This is a genomic window from Streptomyces sp. DG1A-41 (assembly GCF_037055355.1).
In the GTDB taxonomy this organism is placed as follows: Bacteria; Actinomycetota; Actinomycetes; order Streptomycetales; family Streptomycetaceae; genus Streptomyces.
This window is the reverse complement of sequence record NZ_CP146350.1, coordinates 18,441-40,206: the sequence shown is the minus strand read 5'-3', so window position 1 is coordinate 40,206 and position 21,766 is coordinate 18,441. Positions and strand designations below refer to the sequence as shown.

The 21,766-nt window shown below is 68.2% G+C and carries 23 protein-coding genes and 2 pseudogenes; 11 read left to right on the top strand and 14 right to left on the bottom strand.

Annotated features, from left to right (window positions below):
* Nucleotides 1-105 precede the first annotated feature (105 nt).
* The 3 genes from V8690_RS00210 to V8690_RS00200 all read left to right on the top strand — a co-directional run bounded on the left by V8690_RS00210 (nucleotide 106) and on the right by V8690_RS00200 (nucleotide 2,259).
* A protein-coding gene (locus tag V8690_RS00210) for an IS3 family transposase (RefSeq protein WP_338785187.1) occupies nucleotides 106-1,295 on the top strand; the annotation gives its coding sequence in 2 pieces (ribosomal slippage) (nucleotides 106-399 and nucleotides 402-1,295; 1,188 coding nt in all).
* A gap of 197 nt (nucleotides 1,296-1,492) precedes the next feature.
* A complete protein-coding gene (locus V8690_RS00205) occupies nucleotides 1,493-1,798 on the top strand; it encodes a transposase (RefSeq protein WP_075033595.1) in 306 nt (101 codons plus the stop codon).
* Nucleotides 1,795-2,259, top strand: coding sequence for a DDE-type integrase/transposase/recombinase (locus tag V8690_RS00200; RefSeq protein WP_338775270.1), 465 nt, complete (start codon nucleotides 1,795-1,797; stop codon nucleotides 2,257-2,259). Before V8690_RS00205 ends, V8690_RS00200 begins: the two co-directional genes overlap by 4 nt.
* A gap of 17 nt (nucleotides 2,260-2,276) precedes the next feature.
* On the opposite strand, the gene V8690_RS00195 is transcribed toward V8690_RS00200, so the two are convergent.
* Together V8690_RS00195 and V8690_RS00190 are read right to left on the bottom strand one after the other, a co-directional pair.
* Nucleotides 2,277-3,164, bottom strand: coding sequence for an IS3 family transposase (locus V8690_RS00195; RefSeq protein ID WP_338775269.1), 888 nt, complete (start codon nucleotides 3,162-3,164; stop codon nucleotides 2,277-2,279).
* Nucleotides 3,161-3,460: a transposase gene (locus V8690_RS00190; protein WP_338775268.1), complete on the bottom strand. Its 300-nt coding sequence runs from the start codon at nucleotides 3,458-3,460 to the stop codon at nucleotides 3,161-3,163. The genes V8690_RS00195 and V8690_RS00190 overlap by 4 nt, the downstream gene beginning before the upstream one ends.
* A 566-nt stretch (nucleotides 3,461-4,026) precedes the next feature.
* Between V8690_RS00190 and V8690_RS00185 the strand changes: the two genes are divergently transcribed.
* Nucleotides 4,027-4,764: a dienelactone hydrolase family protein gene (locus tag V8690_RS00185; RefSeq protein ID WP_338775266.1), complete on the top strand. Its 738-nt coding sequence runs from the start codon at nucleotides 4,027-4,029 to the stop codon at nucleotides 4,762-4,764.
* Nucleotides 4,765-4,841: 77 nt separating this feature from the next.
* Here the strand turns inward: V8690_RS00185 and V8690_RS00180 are convergent, their stop codons facing one another.
* Entirely contained in the window at nucleotides 4,842-5,822 is a 981-nt protein-coding gene (locus V8690_RS00180) for a winged helix-turn-helix domain-containing protein (protein ID WP_338775265.1), read from the bottom strand.
* Nucleotides 5,823-5,911: 89 nt separating this feature from the next.
* Between V8690_RS00180 and V8690_RS00175 the strand changes: the two genes are divergently transcribed.
* Nucleotides 5,912-7,228, top strand: coding sequence for an MFS transporter (locus V8690_RS00175; protein ID WP_338785186.1), 1,317 nt, complete (start codon nucleotides 5,912-5,914; stop codon nucleotides 7,226-7,228).
* A gap of 16 nt (nucleotides 7,229-7,244) precedes the next feature.
* On the opposite strand, the gene V8690_RS00170 is transcribed toward V8690_RS00175, so the two are convergent.
* Complete coding sequence (locus V8690_RS00170; RefSeq protein ID WP_338775264.1) at nucleotides 7,245-7,562, bottom strand: hypothetical protein; 318 nt, start codon at nucleotides 7,560-7,562, stop codon at nucleotides 7,245-7,247.
* A 35-nt stretch (nucleotides 7,563-7,597) separates the two neighbouring features.
* Nucleotides 7,598-7,777, bottom strand: a complete 180-nt coding sequence (locus tag V8690_RS00165) for a hypothetical protein (RefSeq protein ID WP_338785660.1) — start codon at nucleotides 7,775-7,777, stop codon at nucleotides 7,598-7,600.
* 54 nt (nucleotides 7,778-7,831) lie between these two features.
* Here V8690_RS00165 and V8690_RS00160 point away from each other — a divergent pair.
* Both V8690_RS00160 and V8690_RS00155 read left to right on the top strand, forming a co-directional pair.
* Nucleotides 7,832-8,191: pseudogene (locus V8690_RS00160) on the top strand (transposase); the annotation flags it as partial.
* Nucleotides 8,188-8,973 (top strand): class I SAM-dependent methyltransferase, encoded by a 786-nt coding sequence (locus V8690_RS00155; protein WP_338785185.1) that lies wholly within the window; start codon nucleotides 8,188-8,190, stop codon nucleotides 8,971-8,973. The pseudogene V8690_RS00160 and the gene V8690_RS00155, both read left to right, overlap by 4 nt.
* Nucleotides 8,974-9,359: 386 nt before the next feature.
* Here the strand turns inward: V8690_RS00155 and V8690_RS00150 are convergent, their stop codons facing one another.
* Both V8690_RS00150 and V8690_RS00145 read right to left on the bottom strand, forming a co-directional pair.
* The gene (locus tag V8690_RS00150; RefSeq protein WP_338775263.1) at nucleotides 9,360-9,821 is read right to left on the bottom strand and encodes a hypothetical protein; all 462 of its coding nucleotides are present in this window, start codon (nucleotides 9,819-9,821) and stop codon (nucleotides 9,360-9,362) included.
* Between the two features lie 397 nt (nucleotides 9,822-10,218).
* On the bottom strand, nucleotides 10,219-10,383 hold the full coding sequence (locus V8690_RS00145; protein ID WP_338775262.1) for a hypothetical protein: 165 nt from the start codon (nucleotides 10,381-10,383) through the stop codon (nucleotides 10,219-10,221).
* Nucleotides 10,384-10,498: 115 nt separating this feature from the next.
* Between V8690_RS00145 and V8690_RS00140 the strand changes: the two genes are divergently transcribed.
* On the top strand, nucleotides 10,499-11,464 hold the full coding sequence (locus tag V8690_RS00140; protein ID WP_338775261.1) for a hypothetical protein: 966 nt from the start codon (nucleotides 10,499-10,501) through the stop codon (nucleotides 11,462-11,464).
* Between the two features lie 113 nt (nucleotides 11,465-11,577).
* Here the strand turns inward: V8690_RS00140 and V8690_RS00135 are convergent, their stop codons facing one another.
* Nucleotides 11,578-12,498 carry an AraC family transcriptional regulator gene (locus V8690_RS00135; protein WP_338775260.1) on the bottom strand — a complete coding sequence of 307 codons (921 nt, stop codon included), beginning with the start codon at nucleotides 12,496-12,498 and terminating at the stop codon, nucleotides 11,578-11,580.
* A gap of 44 nt (nucleotides 12,499-12,542) precedes the next feature.
* On the opposite strand from V8690_RS00135, the gene V8690_RS00130 reads away from it, so the two are divergent.
* Nucleotides 12,543-13,418 carry an NAD(P)H-binding protein gene (locus V8690_RS00130; protein WP_338775259.1) on the top strand — a complete coding sequence of 292 codons (876 nt, stop codon included), beginning with the start codon at nucleotides 12,543-12,545 and terminating at the stop codon, nucleotides 13,416-13,418.
* Nucleotides 13,419-13,619: 201 nt separating this feature from the next.
* Here V8690_RS00130 and istB read toward each other — a convergent pair whose 3' ends face one another.
* The 5 genes and pseudogenes from istB to V8690_RS00105 form a co-directional block, all read right to left on the bottom strand.
* Nucleotides 13,620-14,417 (bottom strand): IS21-like element helper ATPase IstB, encoded by a 798-nt coding sequence (istB, locus tag V8690_RS00125; RefSeq protein ID WP_338775258.1) that lies wholly within the window; start codon nucleotides 14,415-14,417, stop codon nucleotides 13,620-13,622.
* Nucleotides 14,414-15,457 carry a hypothetical protein gene (locus tag V8690_RS00120; RefSeq protein WP_338775257.1) on the bottom strand — a complete coding sequence of 348 codons (1,044 nt, stop codon included), beginning with the start codon at nucleotides 15,455-15,457 and terminating at the stop codon, nucleotides 14,414-14,416. Before V8690_RS00120 ends, istB begins: the two co-directional genes overlap by 4 nt.
* 118 nt (nucleotides 15,458-15,575) lie before the next feature.
* Nucleotides 15,576-16,511: pseudogene (locus V8690_RS00115) on the bottom strand (aminoglycoside phosphotransferase family protein).
* A 112-nt stretch (nucleotides 16,512-16,623) separates the two neighbouring features.
* On the bottom strand, nucleotides 16,624-18,453 hold the full coding sequence (locus V8690_RS00110; RefSeq protein WP_338775256.1) for a tyrosine-type recombinase/integrase: 1,830 nt from the start codon (nucleotides 18,451-18,453) through the stop codon (nucleotides 16,624-16,626).
* Nucleotides 18,453-19,922, bottom strand: a complete 1,470-nt coding sequence (locus tag V8690_RS00105) for a tyrosine-type recombinase/integrase (RefSeq protein ID WP_338775255.1) — start codon at nucleotides 19,920-19,922, stop codon at nucleotides 18,453-18,455. The genes V8690_RS00110 and V8690_RS00105 overlap by 1 nt, the downstream gene beginning before the upstream one ends.
* A gap of 51 nt (nucleotides 19,923-19,973) precedes the next feature.
* On the opposite strand from V8690_RS00105, the gene V8690_RS00100 reads away from it, so the two are divergent.
* Both V8690_RS00100 and V8690_RS00095 read left to right on the top strand, forming a co-directional pair.
* Nucleotides 19,974-20,927 (top strand): MerR family transcriptional regulator, encoded by a 954-nt coding sequence (locus V8690_RS00100; RefSeq protein ID WP_338775254.1) that lies wholly within the window; start codon nucleotides 19,974-19,976, stop codon nucleotides 20,925-20,927.
* Nucleotides 20,928-20,944: 17 nt separating this feature from the next.
* Entirely contained in the window at nucleotides 20,945-21,166 is a 222-nt protein-coding gene (locus V8690_RS00095) for a hypothetical protein (protein WP_338775253.1), read from the top strand.
* A 367-nt stretch (nucleotides 21,167-21,533) separates the two neighbouring features.
* Here the strand turns inward: V8690_RS00095 and V8690_RS00090 are convergent, their stop codons facing one another.
* Nucleotides 21,534-21,764, bottom strand: coding sequence for a hypothetical protein (locus V8690_RS00090; RefSeq protein ID WP_338775252.1), 231 nt, complete (start codon nucleotides 21,762-21,764; stop codon nucleotides 21,534-21,536).
* Nucleotides 21,765-21,766: the final 2 nt, after the last annotated feature.

Genomic DNA, 21,766 nt, shown 5'->3' with positions numbered 1-21,766 from the left:
TCGGCACCGACAACACCCCAGGGGATTTTCGGCGCCTGTGGAAGCGAGCCTACGAGAACTCCTGAGCACCCCACGTATGGCACAGCGGACTCGAGACTTCAGTCGCTGGCGAGACGATCGCCAGCACCGTCGAAGGAGTTCCGCGAGGACGTCGTGCGGGTCGCGCGCAACCGTGAGCCCGGCGTCACGCTGGAACAGATCGCCGCCGACTTCGGGGTCCACCCGATCACGTTGTCGAAGTGGTTGCGTCGCGCCGAGACCGATGAGGGCGCCAGGCCCGCAACGACGTCGGGTGAGTCGGCCGAGCTGCGCGAGGCCCGCAAACGGATCCGGCTGCTGGAGCAGGAGAACGAGGTGCTCAGGAGGGCTGCGGCGTATCTGTCGCAGGCGAACCTGCCGGCAAAATGATGTACCCGCTCGTCCGTGAGCTGGCCGCCGCCGATGCCCCTCACCGGGTGCCGGTGGCGGTGACGTGCCGGGTGCTCGGGCCGGCCCGCCAGCCCTACTACCGGTGGCTGGCCCGGCCTGCCACCGACGCCGAACTTACCCAGGCATACCGGGCCAACGCCCTGTTCGATGCGCACCGCGACGATCCCGAGTCCGGGCACCGCTTCCTTCTCGACGAGGCCCGCGCTGCCGGTGAGGCGATGGCCGAGCGGACCGCCTGGCGGATCTGCCGGGACAACGGCTGGTGGAGCGCCTTCGGCAAACGCAGGGGCCGCGGGAAGAATGCCAAAGCCGGGCCACCGGTCCACGATGACCGTCTGCGGCGGAACTTCACCGCAGACGGGCCGAACCGGTTGTGGCTCACGGACATCACCGAGCACGCGACCGGCGAGGGCAAGCTGTATCTGTGCGCGGTCAAGGATGTGTACTCCGGCCGCATCGTGGGCTGTTCCATCGACGCCCGGATGAAGTCCCGCCTCGCGGTGGCCGCGCTGGAGTCCGCCGTTGCCCGCCGTGGCCCCGCTGCGGGATGCATCGTGCACTCCGACCGCGGATCGCAATTCCGGTCCCGCAAGGTCGCCGCCGTCCTCACCCGGCACGGCTTGGTCGGCTCAATGGGCCGGGTCGGGGCCGCCGGCGACAACGCCGCAATGGAGAGCTTCTTCGCGCTGCTGCAGAAGAACGTCCTCGACCGCCGCGTCCGGGCCACCCGTCAGGAGTTGCGGATCGCGATCGTCACCTGGATCGAGCGGACCTACCACCGGCGCCGGCGGCAACGAAGCCTGGGCCGATTGGCCCCCGTCGAGTGCGAGACCATCATGACCCCACCCGCAGCTCTGGCTGCATAAACCCCGCTGTCACCCGATCATGCAGCAGTCCCCTCGGTGGCTGGGCCCTCTCCCAGTCGCCGGCAGGCCATCCGGCTGGCGTGTTCTCAACACGGTGTTACCGATGTTCTGCATGTGTTCCACGACCACACTGAACCTTCCCCTTGATCGTGGACACCTGGAGACTGGGACGTGAGTTCCAGAGGAAGTAGTGCCAGGTGGGAAGTAAAAGCAACCGCAGCAGGCGGTACACGGAGGAGTTCAAACGGGACGCGGTCGCTCTCGTGCGTTCCTCCGGGAAGACCGTCACCGAGGTGGCCCGGCAGCTCGGGGTCAGTGCCGAGGGCCTGCGGAACTGGGTCAAGCAGGATGAGATCGACCGCGGGCAGGGGGCGCCGGGAGAGCTGACGACGGCCGAGCGTGAAGAGCTGCGCCGGCTGCGGAGGCTGGCCGCCGAGCAGGCGGAGACGATCGAGGTGCTGCGAAAAGCGGCGGTCTTCTTCGCGAAGGAGAGCGATCGATGAGCGAGGTGTACGCGTTCATCGAGGCGGAGAAGACCACCCACCATGTTGCTCTGCTGTGCCGGCTGCTGAAGGTGGCCCGCTCCTCCTTCTACGCATGGCTGGCCGGTGAGAAGACCAGGCGGGCGAAGCAGGCCGCGGACGATGTCCTGGCGCACGAGATCACCGTGCTGCACCTCGCCTCCCGCAGTTCCTACGGAGTGCCGCGCATCCACGCCGGTCTGACCCGTCCGGCCAAAAGGGCGGTGCCCGCCCCGGACCTGATCGCCCGCGACTTCACCGCACCGGCGCCGGGGATGAAGCTCGTCGGAGACATCACCTACATCCCCACCGATGAGGACTGGTTGTATCTGGCGACCTGGCTGGACCCTGCAACCCGCGAGATCGTCGGCTACTCGATGGCTGACCACCACCGCGCATCCCTGGTCGTGGATGCGCTGGGCATGGCTGAAGTTTCCCCGTGATCTTGGACACTCGTCGGTTATGCCGCGAGGGCGTGTTGGTGCCGCTGTCTGGTCTCGGCCGGGGTGAGGTAGCCGAAGGTCTTGTGCTTGCGCAGGCGGCGGCGGTTGTAGAAGGTCTCGATGAAGGTGAAGACCTCGGCGCGGGCGGTGGCCCGGTCGGGCCAGATGCGGGTTCCGGTCTCTTCCTTGAGCAGGGCCCAGAAACTCTCCGCGGCCGCGTTGTCGAAGCAAGATCCGGTGCGTCCGCAGCTGTTCTGCAGTCCCAACTCCCTTATTCGGTCGCAGAATTGAGTCGAGGTGTATTCGCTGCCGCGGTCACTGTGGATCACGCAGCCGGGCTCCAGGTTCCCTCGGCCGTAGGCCATGTCGAGGGCGTCCACGACGAGTTCTGCGCGGTGGTGATCAGCCATGGCATAACCGACGACCTCGCGGGTGGCCAGGTCCAGCCAGCAGGCGAGGTAGAGCCAGCCCTCGGCAGTGGGCAGGTAGGTGATGTCGCCGACCAGCTTGATCCCGGGCCGCTCGGCGTGGAAGTCGCGGCCGATCAGGTCAGGGGCCGGCTTCGCCTTCTTGTCGGGCCGGGTCAACGAGCGGCGCTTGCGGCGGGTGACGCCTCGGATGTCGCGCTCGCGCATCACGCGGGCGATGCGCTTGCGGTTCACCCGCCGCCCCAGACGCCGCAGTTCGGCGTGGATGCGCGGGACACCGTAGGTGCGGCGGGAGGCGATGTGGAGCACGATGATCTCGTGGGCGAGCGCGTCGTCGGCGGCCTGCCGGGCATGGCGGGCGGCCCCGCCCTCGCGCCACGCGTAGTAGGAGGAGCGGGTCACGTGCAGCACCCGGCACAGCAGCACGATCGGGTAGTTCGCCTTCTCCGCGTGGATCAACCGGTACAACGTGGTCACCGGTCGTTCTCCTTCACGAAGAAGGCGGTCGCTTTTTTCAGGATCTCGATCGCCTGCTGCTGTTCGCGGTTCTCTCTGCGCAGCCGGCGCAGTTCCTCACGCTCCGCGCTGGTCAGCTCGCCCGGGGAGCCCTCGCCCTGGTCGGCCTTCGCCTTGCGGTACCAGCCGCGCAGGGACTCGGAGCTGATGCCGAGTTCCCGGGCGACGGCCGTGACCGTCTTGCCCGAGGAGTCGACGAGCGCGATCGCGTCCCGCTTGAACTCTTCGGTGTACCGCTTCGTGTACTTGCTTCCCACCTGGTGCTACTTCCTCTGGAACCTCAGGTCCCAGTCTCCAGGTGTCCACGATCAAGGGGAAGCTTCAGTCCACGATCAAGGGGAAGCTTCAGACTGGCGTGCAAGGCTTCAACGTCACAGCCTTGGCTGGGTCTGCGCCTGGGAAGATGATCGGTTGGTCGGCTTCGTTAACGTCGCCTGGGACGGCGGCGTCCATGCGTTCGTCCTGGACACGGTCGTAGCTCAGCGCAATCGTTCGAACGGGGTGGGAGTCGCGTTGGTCAGGACAGCTGCTGAGGGATGCCGTGCTGCGGGGCGTGAGTGGTTGCATGTCGACTTCGAAGAGCACTTGCGATCGTTCTACTTCGATGCCTGCGGCTTCAGAGAGACGGCGGCAGGACTGATCGCCCTGTGACCTTGGGCCTCCCGGCCTCGGGGGGGCCGAGATACGCGCCAAAGGGGCAACGGGATGATCGTGAAGCCCTGAGCGCCGAGCCCGTCCCGTATTTCAGAGGGACACCTGCGCTGTTCTGCCAGCGGCAGAACAGCGGCCGGGCCGGGCTCGACGATCACTACAGTCCAGTCTCATGACGGCGATTACGACGCGTACGGTCGAGTACCCGGCGGACGGTTTGACGATGATCGGGCACCTCGCGCTCCCGGCCGGTGTCGACCGCCGGCCCGCGGTGCTGCTCGGACCAGAGGGCATGGGGCTCAGCGACGTCGAGCGCCGCCGGGCCGATGCTCTCGCCGAGCTGGGATACGTAGCGCTGGCCTTCGACCTTCACGGCGGGCGCTATTTGGGCGACCCCGAGGAGATGCTGGCCCGTTGCATGCCGCTGCTCTCTGATCCCGACCGGATGCGGGGCATCGGCCATGCGGCGCTCGACGTGTTGCGCACCGAATCGCGGGCCGACCCCGACCGGATCGCCGCCATCGGCTACGGCACCGGAGGCGCCGTCGGGCTGGAACTCGGGCGCGACGGCGTCAACCTGCGCGTGATCGGGACAGTCAACGCACTGACCACGGGCCGACCGGGCGAGGCAGCGCGCGTTCGCTGCCCGGTGTGGGCAGGCGTCGGGTCGGAAGACCCGATCATGCCGCCCGCACAACGGAACGCGTTCACCGCCGAGATGCAGACCGCAGGCGTCGACTGGCGCCTCGCGGTCTACGGCGGCGCCTTGCACGCCTTCCACCACCCGCCGGTCGACCACCCCACGGTCCCCGGCGTCGGCTACCACCCACAGCACGCGCAGCGAGCCTGGCGCGACGTCGTCGACCTGCTCGCCGAGTGCCTTCCCGTGACGGCGGATCTGGGTGCTTGACCCAGGCAAACAGCCTATCGCCAGGCCTGGTCCGCGTCGTGCACTGACAGTCCCCTCCACTCAAGTCCGCACAGCCCTCAGCCCGAACCTGCAACCAGTGCCTCGCCGAGCGGGGTGCGGCGGTAGAGCACGGACCGTCCGGACCGGGCGCGGACGAGCAGTCCCGCGCCTCGCAGGATGGCGAGGTGGTCTCCTACCGCGCCGGGTGCCATGGCGAGGCTTCGGGCGAGGTGGCTGGTACTGGCCGGGGCGTCCAGCGCCAACAGCAGCCGGGCTCGGGCCCGGCCGACCAGAGCGGTCAGGGCATCCGGTCTGGGGACGCTCTCCTGTTCGCCCCACAGGGCGGCGGTGCCGCGGGCACGGTAGATCAAGGTCCTGGGCCAGGGGTCTTCCAGGTGGGCGGCGATATTCGCGACGAAGACCGAAGGGATCAGCAGGAGCCCGTCGCCGGCGAGGCGGACTGTTCCGACTTGGGGGAAGTGGCCGATCTCGATACCGCCGGCTTGCCAGGCGATGCTCGGGTGCAGGCTCTCGATGGTCGTGACCCATCCGTGTTCGCCGATCACACCCACCCGGTGCACGACATCGCGCTCACAGAGCGCGCGCAGTTGCGGCCAGTCTGTGGCGAGCAGCTCGTGCCACGCCTGGTCCATCGCCTCGGCGATCCTGGAGACGGCGTCCGTCGAGTCCAGCACTGCGCGTACGCGGGGATCACGGGCGGACGGGCCGGTCGCGTTGGTGGCGATTTCGTGGCGGGCCGCTTCCAGCGGTGTGGCCCGGATAATGGCCAGGTCGTCTGCCCAGGTCTGGTTGAGGCCGCGCGGGGGCGGGGCGACGAAGTTCGGTCCGGATTGCGGGGTGTGCAGGGCGAGGGCGGCGTTCAGATCGCTCTCGCGGCGAAGCCGTTCAAAGGCCGGCAGGAGCCGGGTGGCCCAGGCTCGCGGCAGCGGCCTGTCTTGGCCGGCGAGCGAGCGTAGCAGGAAGCACAGGTCCATCGCGGGCGACAGTGCGAAGCGGCTGCGCAGCAGGTCCTCGACGGAGACTTCGAAGCGCAGCACCCAGCCATGCTACCGCGGGACATCTGCTCCGATTCGTCCAGCGACGAATCATTGGTGAGTAGCGTGGGCGCACGGCGAGGCTGCGCGTCATCACCCCAACCGCCGAACCCGCGCAGGGCAACCACCGTGCCACCTACCGGGAGGTGCTGGCCGAGCCACGATTCCGGCTGCTCTTCTCAACCCGCACCGTCGCAATCACTGCGGACGCGCTGCGGATCACCACGTTCTCGGTGCTGGTCTTCTCGGCCACCGGCTCCGCGCTGCTGAGCGCACTGGCCTTCGGCATCGGCTTCATCCCGCAGCTGTTCGGCTCGCTGCTGCTGGGCTCACTGGCCGACCGACTGCCGCCCCGCGCGCTCATCACCGGCGGCTACGCCTTGACGTGCGCCTCCGCCCTGCTGCTCGCCCTGGTGCGGATGCCGGTCGCGGCAAGCCTCGGTGTCGTGGCGCTGGTCGCCCTCACCACACCGGTGTTTCACGGCGCGTCGAGTCGGCTGGTCGCGCAGTCGATGGAGGGCGACGCCTATGTACTGGGCCGTTCACTGAACAACATCGCTGCCTCCGGCGCGCAATTGTTCGGTCTGGCACTGGGAGGTGCGGCCGTCGCGGTACTCGGCCCGCGCCGGGCGCTCGCGGTCAGCGCCGCCCTCTACCTCGGCTGCGCGCTCGCTATCCACATCCGGCTACCCCGGCTGCAGCCAGGAGAGTTCGGCGGCACACCTGGCAGCGCTCGGGGCGATGGCGGGGCCGTCCGGGCAAGCCTGCACGGTGCCGGCCTGCTGCTGCGCAAACACACGGTGCGACGACTGATGCTGGCCCAGTGGCTACCCGTCGCGTTCGTAGCGGGCGCGGAAGGCCTGATCGTCGCCTACGCGGGAGGACGCCACTTCGCGCCCGGCTGGTACGCGGTGCTGATGGGCTGTCTGCCGGTCGGCATGCTGGTCGGTGATCTGCTGGTGGGCCGATTGCTACGGCCGCCCACCCGGGAGCGACTGGTAGTCCCTTTGATTGCGCTGATGGGACTGCCGCTGGTCGGCTTCGCTGCCGAGCCCGGAGTGGGCGTCTCGTCCTGTCTGCTGCTGCTCTGCGGCTTCGGATTCGCCTACGGTCTCGGCCTCCAACGGCCGTTCCTGGACGCCCTACCGCAGGATGGCCAAGGCCAGGCCTTCGGTCTGCTCGGCTCCGGCAGCATGACGCTACAGGGCGTCGGACCTGCCTGCTTCGGCGCGGTGGCCGCAGGCATCGGAACAGGCGGTGCAATCGCCCTGGCAGGCGGCGCGGCGGCGCTTACCGCCGGCTGGATTCTCACCTGGCACCCACCTACCTCCCCGGTCCCCGTCCCGAACTGCTCAACGGGATCAGAGAACGGCACCGAGCAGCATGCGTGTAGGTCTCCTGCGCAGTAACGTTCGGGACTGCCGATCAGGCTTGGGTGGGCTCTGGCCCGAATCGATGGGGGTGGGCTGCTCTGACGTACTTCAATGCGGTCGTGTCGGAGATCCCGAAGACGCGCATCAGGTGCACGGGGTCGGCAGTTTCGTGTGCCTCATCGAGCAGCCGGTCGATGCGGAGCCTCCGGGGCTGGATACCGAGCTTTCTGAACACCAACCGCAGCCCGTCCTTGGACACCGGAGGGCCGTTGGGGTCGACCGCGGTGACCTGCGTGACGATCAGGTGCGGATTGGTGCTGCGGGGCCAGCGCTCAGCCCGTGCGCGAAGCCAGTCGCTCAGGAGCTTCATGGTGAAGTTTCCCCGTGATGCTGGACACTCGATGCTTACGCCGTGAGGGCGTGTCCTTGTTCGTGTCGCTGTCTTATCTCCAGCGGGGTGAGGTAGTCCCAGCCCGGATGTTTCCGCAGTCGCCGCCGGTTGTAGAAGGTCTCGATGAAGGCGAAGACCTCCGCTCGGGCACTCAGCCGGTCCGGCCAGCAGCGGGTGCCGATCTCTTCCTTCAAGAGCGCGAAGAAGGTGCAGTCGTCGACCCATTCGCTGCTCTTGTGGGCGTCGAACGCGGGAGCTTCTCCTGGCGCGACTACCGCGACCTGCTGATCACAGCCCACCAGCAGCTCGGCGGCCCGACCGTGCTCGTCTGGGACAACCTCAACGTCCATAAAGCCGCCGACCTGCGGGAATGGGCGGAAGCCAGGGACTGGCTGACCATCTACTACCTGCCGCCCTACGCACCCGACCTCAACCCCGTCGAAGGGATCTGGTCCCTCCTGCGACGCGGCTGGCTCTCCAACGTCGCCTTCAGCACCCCCGAACACCTCGTCCAGCGCATCAGACGCGGCCTACGGCACATCCAGTACCGCAGCCACCTCATAGACGGCTGCCTCGCCGAAACCGGACTGTCCATCAGACCCGCCTGACCAACAGCCACGACATCACGAGTTCAACCTCAGTAATCGGGGACGACAGGTTGACCCCAGCCAAGGCAGCCGCGGTCTACTACAGCGATGTCGTGGGCTCTCTGCCGCCCAACGCGCGCGTCCTCGACTGCGCGTGTGGAACCGGCCAGCTCGCCGTCGGTCTCGCGAGTCTTGGCCTTGACGTGGTCGCCGCAGACGCCAGTGATGGGATGGTTCGCCGGACCGAGAAGGTCGCCGACGAGCAGGGTGTCTCGCTTCGAGCCCTCCGCGCGAGTTGGGACGAGCTGCCCGACCACCTGGAGGACTCCACGTTCGATCTGGTGTTCTGCGTCGGCAATTCGCTCGGGCACGCTGAGGGCGCAGCCGGGCGCCTGACCGCACTGGAAGCGATGTCGCGGCTGCTGAATCCGGGCGGACGCCTTGTGCTCCACTCACGCAACTGGGAGCTCGTGCGCTCCGCCGGCTCACGGGTAGACGTCCGCGATCGACTCATCCGCCGCAACGACCGCGATGCGGTCATCAGCTACTACTGGCAGATCGAGCAGCGCTGGGAGCAGGAACACTTCCTCGAGATCGTGGTCGCCCAGATCGAGCCGGATGGGGCAGTGCGAGCCTGCTCGGAGCGGTTGTCCATCTGGCCCTACCGGTACGAGGACCTCGTGGCGCAGTTGCGGAGCGTCGGACTCACGGTGCAGTCCACCACCTTCGACCCCGAGAGCGATGGATACCTGGTGGTGGCCAGCCGCGACCAGGCGCGAGGCACGTCTGAGCCGGCGCGCTGATCCGCCTTTCGTCGTTGTCGTTGCCGACCTGCCGGCTCGCGACCGCCTGCAGCCCGTCCTCACCTTGCATCTGACCTGCTCAAGCGTAGGTTGGAAACAGCTCACGGACTGTCTCGCCGTCAGCTCACATCAGTAGCTGGGGAATTACCTGAACTTCCGCCTGGGGAATTTCGCGATCGTCCACACCCTTGACATCGGCTGTTTCGGCTGGCGATCAGGTCGCGGTCAAGGGGGTGTGTGATAGGGGAGCCCACCCGGCCGTGGCGCGCGCCCGGTGCGGTGCGGCGATGCCGATGGAGCGCACCACGATGGGCGGTGCGGTGCGGCGCGCGGTGGTGGTGCGGGCCCGATGCGCGCCGCACCGCACCACCGTCGTCCCGGTGCGCCTACACGACGGTCAGGTGCACCGGGTGCGAGCCGGCCGGTGCGGGATGCGCATCGAGGGCCTGGCCTACACCGACGGCCTCCAACTGGCGCAGGGTGTCGGCGACATCCTCGTGGTCCTCGGTGAGGAACTGCGCGGCGAAGTCGATGACCGCGCGGGCGATGCCCTCCGCCGCGTCCGGCCCGGCCTGCGCCCAGATCCGCAGCGAGGTCACGAAGACGCGCCCCAGGGCCTCCAGGGCGAAGGTGTCCTCGCACGGCTCGCCCGCGTCCGCGCTGGGCAGCGCGGTGACCGGGACGACGACCCGCGTCGCGACGTCGACGAGCAGCTCGGGCATCCGCGGCTCCGCGCCGGCGAACTCGCGGGCGGCGTCGACGTCCTCGGCCTGGACGGCCCGGAGGTAGTTGAAGGCACTGATGGCCGCGTGCGGGGTCATCGGAGTGAGCGGCGTGGTGTCGGGCATGTCGGCTCCTCACGTACGGGCCGCCCCGCCGATCGCGGCGGCCTCAGAAGCGATCTTCGGAGCGGGCGCCTGTGGACAGAGTCCGCGCACCGACGGTGAGCGGACTCGCCCGGTCGGCGTTCGCGTTGCCCCTTGTCCAGTTCCGCTACCTGCGACATTCCGCCCATTTAGGCGGGGGAGGAATCTCCGTCCCGCCACGCTGTGCGACGCCCCGGCGGCCGGGCTACGGACTCCGCTCGCCGTCTCGCTCGGGTCGACGGCCGCCTTGTCCGCGCGCTGCTCCCGACACCCCTGCTGAACCGCGGTCTTCTCAACTCGAAGCTGCAGACCTCTACCTGTAGCCGGCGCCGGGGAGCTGCCGCGCGCGGCAGGACGCCGCATCTCCCCGGCGCCCAGGTCAGCACGAAGAGACGGACGTGTGGACCAGGTGGAGCAGCTCGCGGACCAGCCCGCCGGCCAAAGTGGCGGAAGCGGCGTAGAACGCCGCCTGCCCGAGGCCCTGGACAAGACGATGGCGGGCACGTCGCCGCTTCGGGACGGGGCGGTGCGTACGGTGGGACATGACGGTCTCCGTTCAGGGGATGAGTCGGCTGCCCCCGCACCGCGTGTTCCTGGCAGGGATACGGTGCGGGGCGCAGTTTCTGCTGGCCCCAAGCCTTATGGCTGACGTGCGCTGAATGCAGCTCCCGAGGCTCGAATCTCGATGTAAGTTCGGCGCCATGAACGGGAATCGGGCCACCAAGTGGGTCGAGGGAACTTCGGCGGATCTGGTTGCCGACGCACACGCTCTGGGCGTGATGAAAGCCAGTCCCAGGATGGTGACCTCCTGGGTCGAGGACGGGATGCTCGCCAACCCCGAGCCGCGCAAGACCAGCGCGCACGGCAGCGATCCGCGAGTCTTCCCCCCGGAGCAACGCGAGTTGTTCACCAGACTTCTCGAAGCTCGAGAGCGTTCCCCGCTGGGGCGCATCCCGCAACGGTCGCTGATCCGTGTCGTGCTGTACCTGTGGCTGATCGACGACACGATCGTGCTCACCCCGCAGGCGCGCCGAGCCTGGCGTACCCACGCACGCGCCACCGGCCAGACGACCGCCGTCCGGCGCCGCGAGAACGTCCGCGCCATCGTTGAGCAACTCGCCCATCCCTCAGCCACCCTAAAGCAACGGCGCGCCGCCCAGCTCGTCCTCGAGGAAGGCGAGCGGACCGGGCGGATCGACCTCAACAGACTGACCGCGGTCCTCACGGAGCTGTACTCACCCTGGCCAGTCCAGCCTGGCATGCCGAGGGTCGAACGAGCCCTTCCCGGCCCGTACGGGCCCGTCCCCGTCCAGCAGCACATCGCCATGTGGAAGGCCCGCCAGCAGACGATCAGCCTCCTCAAGCAGGAGCAGGTTGACGAGGCCGAGCTCGACCGGGTGCGCGCCGCCTACAGACCGATGTGGGCCGACTACCAGGCCCGTCGGCCCGCAATGGCGACCATCGGCGCCGGAGAGTTCGCGGCGTACTTCGCCGAACCCGAGACCATGGAGGGCCGCGCCATCGAGGCCGTCGATGCGTTCGTCTCGACGCTCGCCGGCGAACTCGGGCTGATCGAAGCCGCCTCCCATGCAGCAGAGACGGCACGCCTCAGACTGACGCGCTGACGGCCCCTGGTTTCGTGAGTGGGAGCGGGCAACGTTTGTCGACGGTTCTTGGGAGCACTTAGCGATCAGACGGCTCGGAAATGTCGATGAGAATTGACAACGGTTGCCTTCTCTCATTCCCCGAGCCTGGGGGACGGCGCCGTGATGCGGTGCTGGGTCGGGGTGATGCCGCGAAGGCGCTTGAAGGCAACGCTCAGCGCGAAGGTGTTGGCGTAGCCGACTCGCCGGGCGATCGAGCCGACCGTGGCGTCCGTCTCGCGCAGCAGGTCGGCCGCCAAGTCGATGCGCCACGAGGCGAGGTAGGTCATCGGTGGCTCGCCGACTTGTGCGGTGAAGCGACGGGCTAGCGCAGCACGGGACACCCCCGACTTGGCTGCCAGGCTCGCCACAGTCCACGGGTGGGCCGGATCTTCATGGAGAAGTCGCAGAGCATGGCCTACTACTGGGTCTTCCCATGCGCGATACCACGGCGGCGCGTTGGCCTCGGACTGGTCGAACCAGGTCCGCAGGGTGGAGAGGAGCATCAGATCCAGCAGCCGGTCGCGCATCACCTGCTGCCCGGGTCTGTCCGCGACGATCTCCTCGACCACAAGATCAAGCAGCGGGCAGCGGCCGTCGGCGGCGGGGATCACCAGTACCTCGGGCAGTGCGTGGAGCAGTCGCTCGCTGATCTCGCCGCGGCCGGTGTAGGCACCGCTGAGCAGCAGGGCTGAGCCGTCCGAGCTGTCGCCGGTGTCACCTTTGTCGGCGCGCGTACAGTAATCGACGCTGTTGATCATCACCTGTGGCGGAGTGGCCGGATCATCCGCGACCGTATACGGCGCCCGGCCGCGGATGATCGCGGTGTCTCCGATGCTGACCGGCACCGGTTCGCCCTCGGCTGGAACGATCCACGCCCGGCCGCGCAGCATCGTGGCCAGTGTCAGCGGTGAGCCGCTGGCGAATCGCATGGACCACGGCCCGCTCATGGTCGTCTGCCGGAACAGGGCACCCCGCGCTCTGACTCCGTCCAGCAGTTCGGAGAGCACATCCACACCTCCACAGTAGACGTGCAGACATCGAAGTGAGCTTGGTAGCCATGGATCGTCTCGCGAGGAGGGTCTTGGCTTGCCTCATGACCAAACATCCGATTCTGGTAACTGGCGGCACGGGCAAGTCGGGCAGCCGGGTCGTGTCCCGGCTACGGGCACAGGGGGCCCCAGTCCGCGTGGCATCACGCTCCGGTGAGCCGGCCTTCGACTGGCACGACCGCACCACGTGGGACACCGCGCTGGAGGGCGTGAAGGCGGTATATCTCGTGCCGCTCGACGGGCAGCTCCTCACGCGTTCCTTCGTCGAGCGCGCCGCGCAGCTGGGTGTCGAGCGCGTCGTGCTGCTGTCGGGGCGCGGTGTGGATGTGCCGGGCTACTCCGGCGAAGCCAACATCGCCGGAGCCACACACGTGGACGGAGAGAGCGCGGTGCGCGAGAGCGGGATCGCGTGGACGATCCTGCGGCCCGCCTGGTTCGCACAGAACTTCAGCGAGGGAATCTTCCGGGACGCGATCCTTGCCGGTGAACTGAGACTGCCGGCCGGGGACGGCGCAGCCTCCTTCGTCGATGCCGAGGACATCGCCGCGGTCGCGGTCGCAGCGCTCACCGAGGACGGCCACGCCGCGCAGACGTACGAACTCTCCGGGCCCCGGGCTCTGACCATCGCCGAGGCCGTCACCGAAATCTCCGAGGCGACCGGCCGCCGCATCCGCTATGTCCCGCTCTCCCCCGGTGAGTTCGTCACCGAACTCACCGGCCAGGGATGGCCGGCTGCCGAGGCGGAAGACTATGCGGAGGCTGTGAGCCCGATCCGGCGCGGAATGGACAGCCATATCTCCGACGGCGTATGGCGCGCACTCGGTCGACAGCCGCGCGAGTTCACCGACTACGTCAAAGCGGCCGTGAATGCCTGGCACGCCTGAAGACACGCCTCGTCGCCATCCACAGAAAAATCCCCTGAGCGTCACAGGCGGCAAGTTTCGCCACCTGTGGTCTGCGCGGGCTGGGGCATGGTCACTACGTCGAGCGGTCGTGGCATCCAACCCGGCCCCGGCCCAGTCGCCGACGTGGGGACCGGGACCCACCGACCGTGGATGATCACCGTCGTAACGACGATGTGTGGGTCAACCCGCGGCAGCGTCCCGGGCTCGGGCGGCCCTGGTGCTGGCGAGCCGGTAGGAATCGGTGCCGGTCTCGATGATGTTCCCGCCGAAGGTGAGACGGTCGACGATGGCTGCGCAGAGCCGCGGCTCTGTGAACGTTTTCGTCCACCCGCCGAACGACTCGTTGGAGGCGATGGCGACGCTGTTCTTCTCTTCGCGTTCCGTCAGCACCTGGAACAGCAGCTCAGCGCCCCTGCGGTCCAGCTCCATGTAGCCGAGTTCATCAATGCAGAGCAGATCGACACGCCCGTAGCGGGCGATGGTCTTGGTCAGGATCTTCTCGTCCGCGGCCTCAACCAGCTCGTTGACCAGTTTGGTAGCGAGTGTGTAGCGGACCCGGAAGCCGGCCATCGCAGCCTCGGTCCCGAGTCCGATCAGCAGGTGCGACTTGCCGGTGCCCGAGTCGCCGATCAGGCAGAGCGGCAGGCCCTTCTTGACCCACTCGCAGGACGCCAAGGTGTGGATGACCGCAGCGTCGACGTTCCCGTTGGCCTCGAAGTCGAAGGCCCGCAGCGACTTCTCCCGCGGGAACTGCGCCGCCTTGATGCGTCGTTCGGAGCGTCGGCGGGCCCGATCGTCACACTCGGCCATCAGCAGCTCGGCGAGGAACCCGCGATACGACATCTGGTCGCGGGCGGCAGCTTCGGCCAGGTCGGGGAACTGGGCCCGGATGGTGGGCAGCCGGAGCATGCGGCATGCCTGGTCGACAGCAGCTTCGGCCGCTTGTTCGGTCAGCCCGCGGTGGCGTTTGAGGGTCACGGCATCTCTCCCTGGATGGCGGGGCGATCGGCCCGCTGCCGTGCTCGCAGCAGCTGGTCGTAGGCCGCGACCGAGGGCAGCGGCCGGGTGTCGGGCGGCAGCTGGGCCAGCCGCCGTTCGGTCAGCGAGGTCACGTTCGTCCGGTCCGGCTTGGCCGGGACAAGATCCGCGACCTCGTCGGCTTCGGCCGCCTTCCGTGCCTCCAAGGCGACGGCGTCCGCGGTCAGGGCGCCGGCCCTGAGCGCGGAGACAAGCCCGGCGACCAGGTGTTCGTGGGAAACGTGGCGGCCCATCAGCAGGACCTCGATCAGGGCCCGGGTGCCGTCCCGTTCGCCGTGGGCAGCCTTCGCCGCCTGCCACCACGCGTCATGGACGGGCGTGAACTTCCCTGCGGAACGGGCCTGTTCAAGGGCGGTGGCCCCGGGAAACGCTCCAGGCTTGCGGACCAGGGCTTCCAGGTAGTGGTCCAGATCCAGCCGGGTCTGCCCCTTGGCGATCAGCCGTTCATGACGGGCGACCTCCAGCTGACCGTCGTAAACCACCAGCTCAGAGGCGTGAAGCATGGCCCGAACAGTCCGCCCGATCAGCCGCACCGGCACCGAGTAGCGATTAGTGCGGACGCTGATCTGACTGAAGCGGTCCACCCGCAGGCTGAACAGCCTCCCCGTCTCGAAAGGGTCGTCCGGTAACGGTTGCAGCAGCGGCCGTTCGACGGCGAAGTACTCGCTCACCGGCCGTGGCCGGGAGCCGATCCGGCGCCGTTCATCCTCCTCATCCCACCGCTCGATCATCGCGTTGAGCTCGGCGAGGGAGGCGACCTCGGGGACAGGGACCATGTGATTGCGGCGGAACCAGCCGATCTGCCCCTCCACCCCGCCCTTCTCGTGGGCGCCCTCGATGCCGGGCAGGCAATACGCAGCATCGATGCCGAAGTGCGACCGGAACGCGGTCCACCTCTCGTTCTCCACGCGGGACCGCGAGCTCAGCACCCGGGAGACCGCGGAGCGAAGGTTGTCGTAACGGACCTTGCCGGTCGGCACTCCTCTGATATGCGGGTCTCGATGTCAAGCCCTGAAGCTGGCAACACGCTCTCGTTGTGGCCTGGCCGAGCGCGGCGGTGCGGTCAGGGCGTGAGGAATCGGCCGTGGATCTTCAGTCTCAACGGGGCCGGGAACGGTTCGGCAGGGATTCTGCAATGGCGATGGAGGACGGTGCGAGCGCAGTCTCGCCATCCGTGATGTCCCACAGGGCGTTCTGCAGCAGCCGGCCCCGGGTCCAGCCCGCCGCCCGCCCACGGTCCAGGCCGAGAACCTCGGTGAGCATGTCAAAGCGGCGTCACACCACGCGCGAAGGGTCACCTTTCGCGACGACGTCGTCCCACCGGCTGTCCAGGGCTGGCCACAAGTCGAAGCCGGGATCTCCGGCTAGCGGCTCAGGATCAATGGCGAGCCACGGCTCGCGCTCCGCGGCGAGGACGTTGTCGTAGTGCAGGTCCCAGTGGAGGATCCGGTCGCCGGGTTCGCTGACCAGTTCGGCCACGGCCGACGCCCAGCCACGCACGAGTTGCTGGTCGGCAGAGTCGGCCAGAGCCGTGACCGCATGCGGAACCTGCTGCAGCATCTCGGTGGCGATGTCACTGAGGGTTCGCAGTTCCTGCGGAGCGGGGACGGAGACCAACCGCGCCTGGAGCTGGGCGAGGATGGTCATCGCGACGTCGTCGTCCTCGATCGAGGCCAGGGTGCGGGCACCGTCCAGCCACTCCAGCAGCATGGTGCTGCTCTCGGGATCGTGGTCGAGCAGCCGCACCATCCCTTCACCGTTCCAGGTGCGCAGCCCGATGAGTGCGGCGGTGGTCTCCTCCCTGGGCATCTGGAATTTGAGGACTGCGCGCGTGCCGTCTTTGCGCAGCACCGGCAGCACCAGCGAGGCTTCCCCGGCTCTGGTCTCGCCGTCCCGTTTCAGTTCCTAGCGGTCCAGGAAGTCAGCAGCCAGCGCGGGGAGTGCGGCGATCCAGGCCCTGCCTTCCGCGCCGAAGCCTCTGGCGTATGACTCCGCCAGAGGCTTTGGGACCTCGACCGCTGTCGGCGTGCTCATTTCGAATCTCCTTGGCGAGTGGAATCACGTCACGCCGTGGAGCATGGCAGCCGACCTGTGGGAGCATCCAGCGAGTTGATTGCGTTTTGGACGGCCCTGACGCGGGGCATGGTCATCCAGCTTCTCCGTCGAGACGGGTCAGCAAGCTGTCGAAGATCTGCTCGCGTGTGACCTGTCCCTTGGTGGCCGCGTCGTCTCGCTGGCGTTCGAGAGTGGGCCGGAACTCGATCGTGGTGACGAAGAACGTGCAGGACTCGCAGATCGACTCGAAGTGGCAGTCCATCTCGACGGGGCGAGCGCAGTAGCCGTTGCCGAGCATGCGGCGGTGCATCTCCCGGCGGAGCTTGGCCATCTCCGAGCCCTCCGCGTCCGCCGGCAGCTGGCGCGGGGCGTCGTAGAGGGACTCCACCTTCTCCGAGACCGCGAAGTACTCGTCGGCCACGGTCCGGTCGGCGATCCGCGCGTAAACACGTGTCATGGACAGTGACCGGTGGCCAAGGAGTGCTGCGATGGCCTCCAGGGACATGCCCCGGTTGATCGCCTGGGTGGCCAGAGTATGTCTGAGCTGGTGCGGCGTGACCCGGCCCAGGCCGGCCCGCTCGGCGGCCTTGCGGACGGCGGCCTCGATGCGGGAGGCGTTGACGGGGCGGCCGTGGTCGGTGAACAGCAGGTTGGAGCGTAGTCCTTCGGGCCGGTGCAGCAGCCAGTCGTCCAGCAGCGTCATCAGCTGCGGGTGCAGGGGAACGTAGCGGTCGGTGTGCATTTTGCCGACCGGGACGCGGAGCCAGTAGGCGGAGCCGATCTGCACGACCGCGTCGACGGTGAGACCGAGCATCTCGCTGCGGCGCATCCCGGTGCGGGCCAGGATCTCGATGGCCAACCGGGCGAACGGATCAGGATCCTTACGGGCGGCGGCCAGCAGCTTGGCGGCCGCCGCGTCGTCGAGGAAACGCGGCAGCGGTTCGTCCGCGATCGGGAAGTCGCTGTCGAACACCAGCTGACGGGGCGGCCGGTCGGCGGCATCCCACTCATCCAGGCGACTGAAGAACCCGCGGAGTTTGCTCAGCCGGTCGCGGACGGTGTGTCGGTGCAGCGGACCGCCGCGGGCAGCCGGCCGCTCCAGCAGCCACTGCCGATAGCGTTCGACGTGCCTCCGTTTGAGCTGGGCGACGCAGGTCACGGCCGTGTCTTCGGTAGCGACCAGCAGGGCGAACTCCCGCAGTGTCAGCTCGGCGTTCTTCACGGTGCCCGGCCGCAGGGTGCCGGCGATCTGCCGCAGGTAGTGCTGCATCGTGTCGGTCATCCCGGGCGGGACCTGGGCCCACTCCATGGCCCGGGTGTCGGCCCGGTCCGGGGAACGGCGGCGTGGGAGCTGGTCGGTCAACTCGCAGTGAAACAGCGTCGCTTCAAGGTTGAACAGGGCGGTGGACAGGGCCTTGACGCCGCGGTTGGGGATGCGGCGGGCTGCCTCCAGCAGCAGGCGGCGCCCCTTGTCCCAGTCTCTCTGCTGCAGCTGGTCCGGCGGTTTGCCGAACAGCGCGATGAAGTGGCCCAGCAGGTTGAACTGGGTCATCGCCACGGCGTCGCGGAAGCTGAGTGTGCGGGCGGTCTCCATGAACCGCAGGTGCAGTTCCGGCTCCGTTCGCGCGAGCACGATGCCCAGTCGCGGACGGCGGGCGACCAGGTAGTCGGCGCCCGGCTGCATCCTGCCGGTCACCGCCAGCCAGCTGATGAAGCGGTGGGTCTCGTGGTTGAAGGCGAGCTGCTGGTCCAGCGGCAGGCGACAGAAGTCGGTCAGGTCGGGCACTGCGGCGAGCAGGGCGCGGGCGCCCCAGCGGACCTTGTGGTCGGTGTTCATGCCCTGCGCGGCCCGGTGGGCGAGGTAGGACTCGACGAGGTCGGGGCGCACGATCGGCAGGGCCGCGGCGCGGGCCCGGCGCATCAGCTGCCCGCCCGGTCGGCGTCGATGGCGGCGCTCGCCTGCAGGTACTGCTCGACGAGCCAGCTGTTCGCCAGGTGGATGTAGATGCGGGTCGATTCGATGGAGCGGTGTCCGGCCTGGGCCTGTACCGCCTCCAGGGCCATGCCCGCCTCACGCAGCCGGGTCAGGCAAGTGTGCCGGAGCTGGTGGCAGGTCAACTTCGCCAGTCCGGTCCGCTTCCGGACGCCGTCGAGGATCTCGTCCAAACCGTCGGCCGAGAGCGGCCGGCCGCGGGTCGGCCCGCGCAGGACGACGAACAACTGGTCATGGTCGACCGGCGGACGCTCCCAGTCCAGGTAGTCGCCGACCGCGGCGAAGAACTGCGCGGAGACGGGTATCAGACGCTGATGCCCGCCCTTGCCCTCGTTGATGAAGACCCGACGCTCACCCGGTGACAGGTCCCCCAGCTTCAGGCCGAGGACCTCGCAGCGGCGCAGTCCGCCCAGCAGCATCGCAAGGACCATGGCCCGATCCCGGGCGGTGTTCACCGCACCGAGCACCGCCTCGACCTCGCCCGGCCCGAGGACCCGCGGAAGAGTGCGGGGCGTGCGCAGCAGCGGCGCCCCTCGGTTGCCGCCGCGACGGCGGGTCGCCAGCCCCGTCGGCACCGGATTGCGGTCGATGGCGAGGTCATCGCGGGTCATCAGGTAGCCGAACAACCCCGAGATACTGGCGAGCCTGCGCTTGATCGTGCGGGCCGAGAGCCCTGCTTCACCGTCTTCGAGCCGGACGACCTTCGGTCCTCGCCGCGGCTTCTTCTGTGCGGTGATGAACGCGAAGATGTCCGCGGTGACGACGTCGGCCGGCTCCTGGGCACCACCGAGAAGAAGACCTTCAGATCGTAGGCGGTCGCCAGCAGGGTGTTCGGCCGGCAGCGTGCCGCCACGAACTCCAGATAGTCGTCGACCAGGGCATGTCCGAGCGATGCCGCGGGGTTCCCCGCGGCATCGACGCGTCGTACCAACTGCGGCTGCCAGGCCATACGCGCTCCTCGACGGGAGCGACCATCCTGACCGGCAACATGAGATCGCGGAAGAGCTGTCACCCACATAACCGCCCAGCACGCTGAGAGCGTGGACGTGGCCCTCGAGGAACGCTTCCTGGCCGCAGGAGGCGAAGACGCGGTGCACGGCCTTGCCCGCAGCGTGGCGGTCGAACTGTATGGCCGTGACCCGCTCGACGGCCTCCCGCCGGCGTTGCTGGCCGACTCGGTAATAGCCCTGTGTCGTGCTGAGCTGGCGGTGGTCCATCAACTCCTTGAGCACGTCGGGTGCGACGCCGGCGTCGGCGTGCCGCTGGGCGTAGCTGTGCCGGTAGGCGTAGAGGAAAACGCGCGCCTTGTCGAACGGGACCTGCCGTCTTGCCGACGCCGAGAACAAGCTCAAGCACCTTGATGCCCAGGTGTCCCCACAGCCCGGCGTGCCGTTCACCTCGGAATGCCCGGTTGACTCTCCCGTGGGGGGAGACGCCAAGCTGGGGGCATGGACAGCGGCACGCTCTATTCCATCGGAGGACTATCCCGCCGGACCGGTCTGACGGTAAAGACCATCCGGTACTACTCCGACCAGGGCATCGTCCCGCCGACCGACCGCAGCCCGGCGGGCTACCGGCTTTACGGCCTCGACGCACTCGCACGACTGCAACTGGCCCGCACGCTGCGCGATCTCGGGCTCGACCTGGCGACCGTGCGCAAGGTGCTGGACCGGGAGGCATCCATACCGGAAGTCGCCGAAGCACACGCCGACGCCCTGGACGTACAGATCCAGACCCTCCGCCTGCGCCGGGCAGTACTACGAGCAGTTGCCAGACGCGGCCCGACCACCACCATGGAGATGGACCTCATGCATCGACTCGCGACGCTGTCCCAGTCCGAACAACGCCGGCTCGTAACCGACTTCATCGACGACACCTTCACAGGTCTTGACGCCAACCCCGAGTTCGTGACCCTGATGCGATCCGCACTGCCCGAGCTCCCCGACGATCCCACGCCTGAACAGGTCAGGGCCTGGGTGGAACTCGCCGAACTCTGCCAGAACCCAGACTTCCGTACCGCGGTACAGCGCATAGCTGAGGAGCAGGCGAAAGAGCCTGCCCAGCGGGACGTCAGCGCCCTGCACGACGACCTCGATCAAGCGATGCGTGAACGCATCGACGAAGCTGTATCCGCCGGCATCCTCCCCGCCTCCGCCAAAGCCGCACCCCCTGCTGAATCACTGGGCAGTCTCTACGGCCACGCGTTCGACCGCGCTGGCGACGGTGATCTGCGCCGCTGGCTCGTCGCCCGCCTGCAGATGACCGTTGACCCGCACGCCAAGCGCTATTGGCAGCTCCTGGCGACGATCAACGGATGGCCTGCATCCCCCACACTCGCTCCCGTCTACACGTGGTTCACCACCGTTCTTCGCGGTGCTTCCGCCACGGCAGCGACCTCTTGAACTCCGAAGGGAATCACGTGAAGTACGACGTCTTACAGGTCCTCGGTGTGGCTCTCCTCGTCCTTGGGGGGCAGGGAGCGATCCGCCAGCTTGTCGACCACAGCGACGCTGGCCTACTCGGCTGGCTGCCAGGCGGATTCGCGGCGAGCATCACCGCCTACCTCGTCGCCGTCGCCATCGGCACGGTTGTCGCGGGCTGGGCACGCGGCCGAGCGAAGGCAGTCGGACGCAGGAGCTGACGGGGCGACGGGAGGGCACTCGGTAGTCATGCGTGCATCAGTGGAGAGCCTCCCGCGCGGCGCGGGGACCAAGCCTTAGTTCAGAGAAGCTTGCGTTCGATGTTCGCTCCTCCGGCCCGAGCCGTCCCAGCGAGACCGTCTGACCGAGATCCGCGACAACCTGCTCGACCGGATCGCCGAAGCTCAGCGGGAGGGCTGGCTCGGCGAGGTCGAGGGCCTGGAGATCAGCCTGGCCGGCGCCGAGGACAAGTTGACCCAGCTCGATGCCGCTCTCAAGCCCTCAGTCATCCACCTGGGCCTGCCAACCTTCGGCGAGATCGCCGCACGGACCACCTGATCGGCTCCGCCACGCGACAGGCGGAGCCGCTCACGGTTGACGACGCGCGAGGGTGATCCCTCCCAGCTTGCTCTCGGCAGAGGTGAGAGTCTTGTGCGCCTCGACGGCGAAGCCGGCTTCGTTAAGCCACTCAATCGTCTGATGGTGCTGCCGGCGATGGACATAGACCTTCATCGGGTGCCCGCCATAGCCCTCAGTCTTCAACCGCGATGCATCGCCGACATGGAAGCTGACCTGCGCGACAAGCCGCTCGAGCTTCACGG

Bases quoted from the DNA above. Each gene is read 5' to 3' on its own strand.
- V8690_RS00200 (WP_338775270.1), top strand. From the start codon at position 1,795: ATGAGCGAGGTGTACGCGTTCATCGAGGCGGAGAAGACCACCCACCAT.
- V8690_RS00185 (WP_338775266.1), top strand. From the start codon at position 4,027: ATGACGGCGATTACGACGCGTACGGTCGAGTACCCGGCGGACGGTTTG.
- V8690_RS00170 (WP_338775264.1), bottom strand. From the start codon at position 7,562: ATGAAGCTCCTGAGCGACTGGCTTCGCGCACGGGCTGAGCGCTGGCCC.
- V8690_RS00150 (WP_338775263.1), bottom strand. From the start codon at position 9,821: ATGCCCGACACCACGCCGCTCACTCCGATGACCCCGCACGCGGCCATC.
- V8690_RS00145 (WP_338775262.1), bottom strand. From the start codon at position 10,383: ATGTCCCACCGTACGCACCGCCCCGTCCCGAAGCGGCGACGTGCCCGC.
- V8690_RS00140 (WP_338775261.1), top strand. From the start codon at position 10,499: ATGCAGCTCCCGAGGCTCGAATCTCGATGTAAGTTCGGCGCCATGAAC.
- V8690_RS00130 (WP_338775259.1), top strand. From the start codon at position 12,543: ATGGATCGTCTCGCGAGGAGGGTCTTGGCTTGCCTCATGACCAAACAT.
- V8690_RS00110 (WP_338775256.1), bottom strand. From the start codon at position 18,453: ATGCGCCGGGCCCGCGCCGCGGCCCTGCCGATCGTGCGCCCCGACCTC.
- V8690_RS00100 (WP_338775254.1), top strand. From the start codon at position 19,974: ATGGACAGCGGCACGCTCTATTCCATCGGAGGACTATCCCGCCGGACC.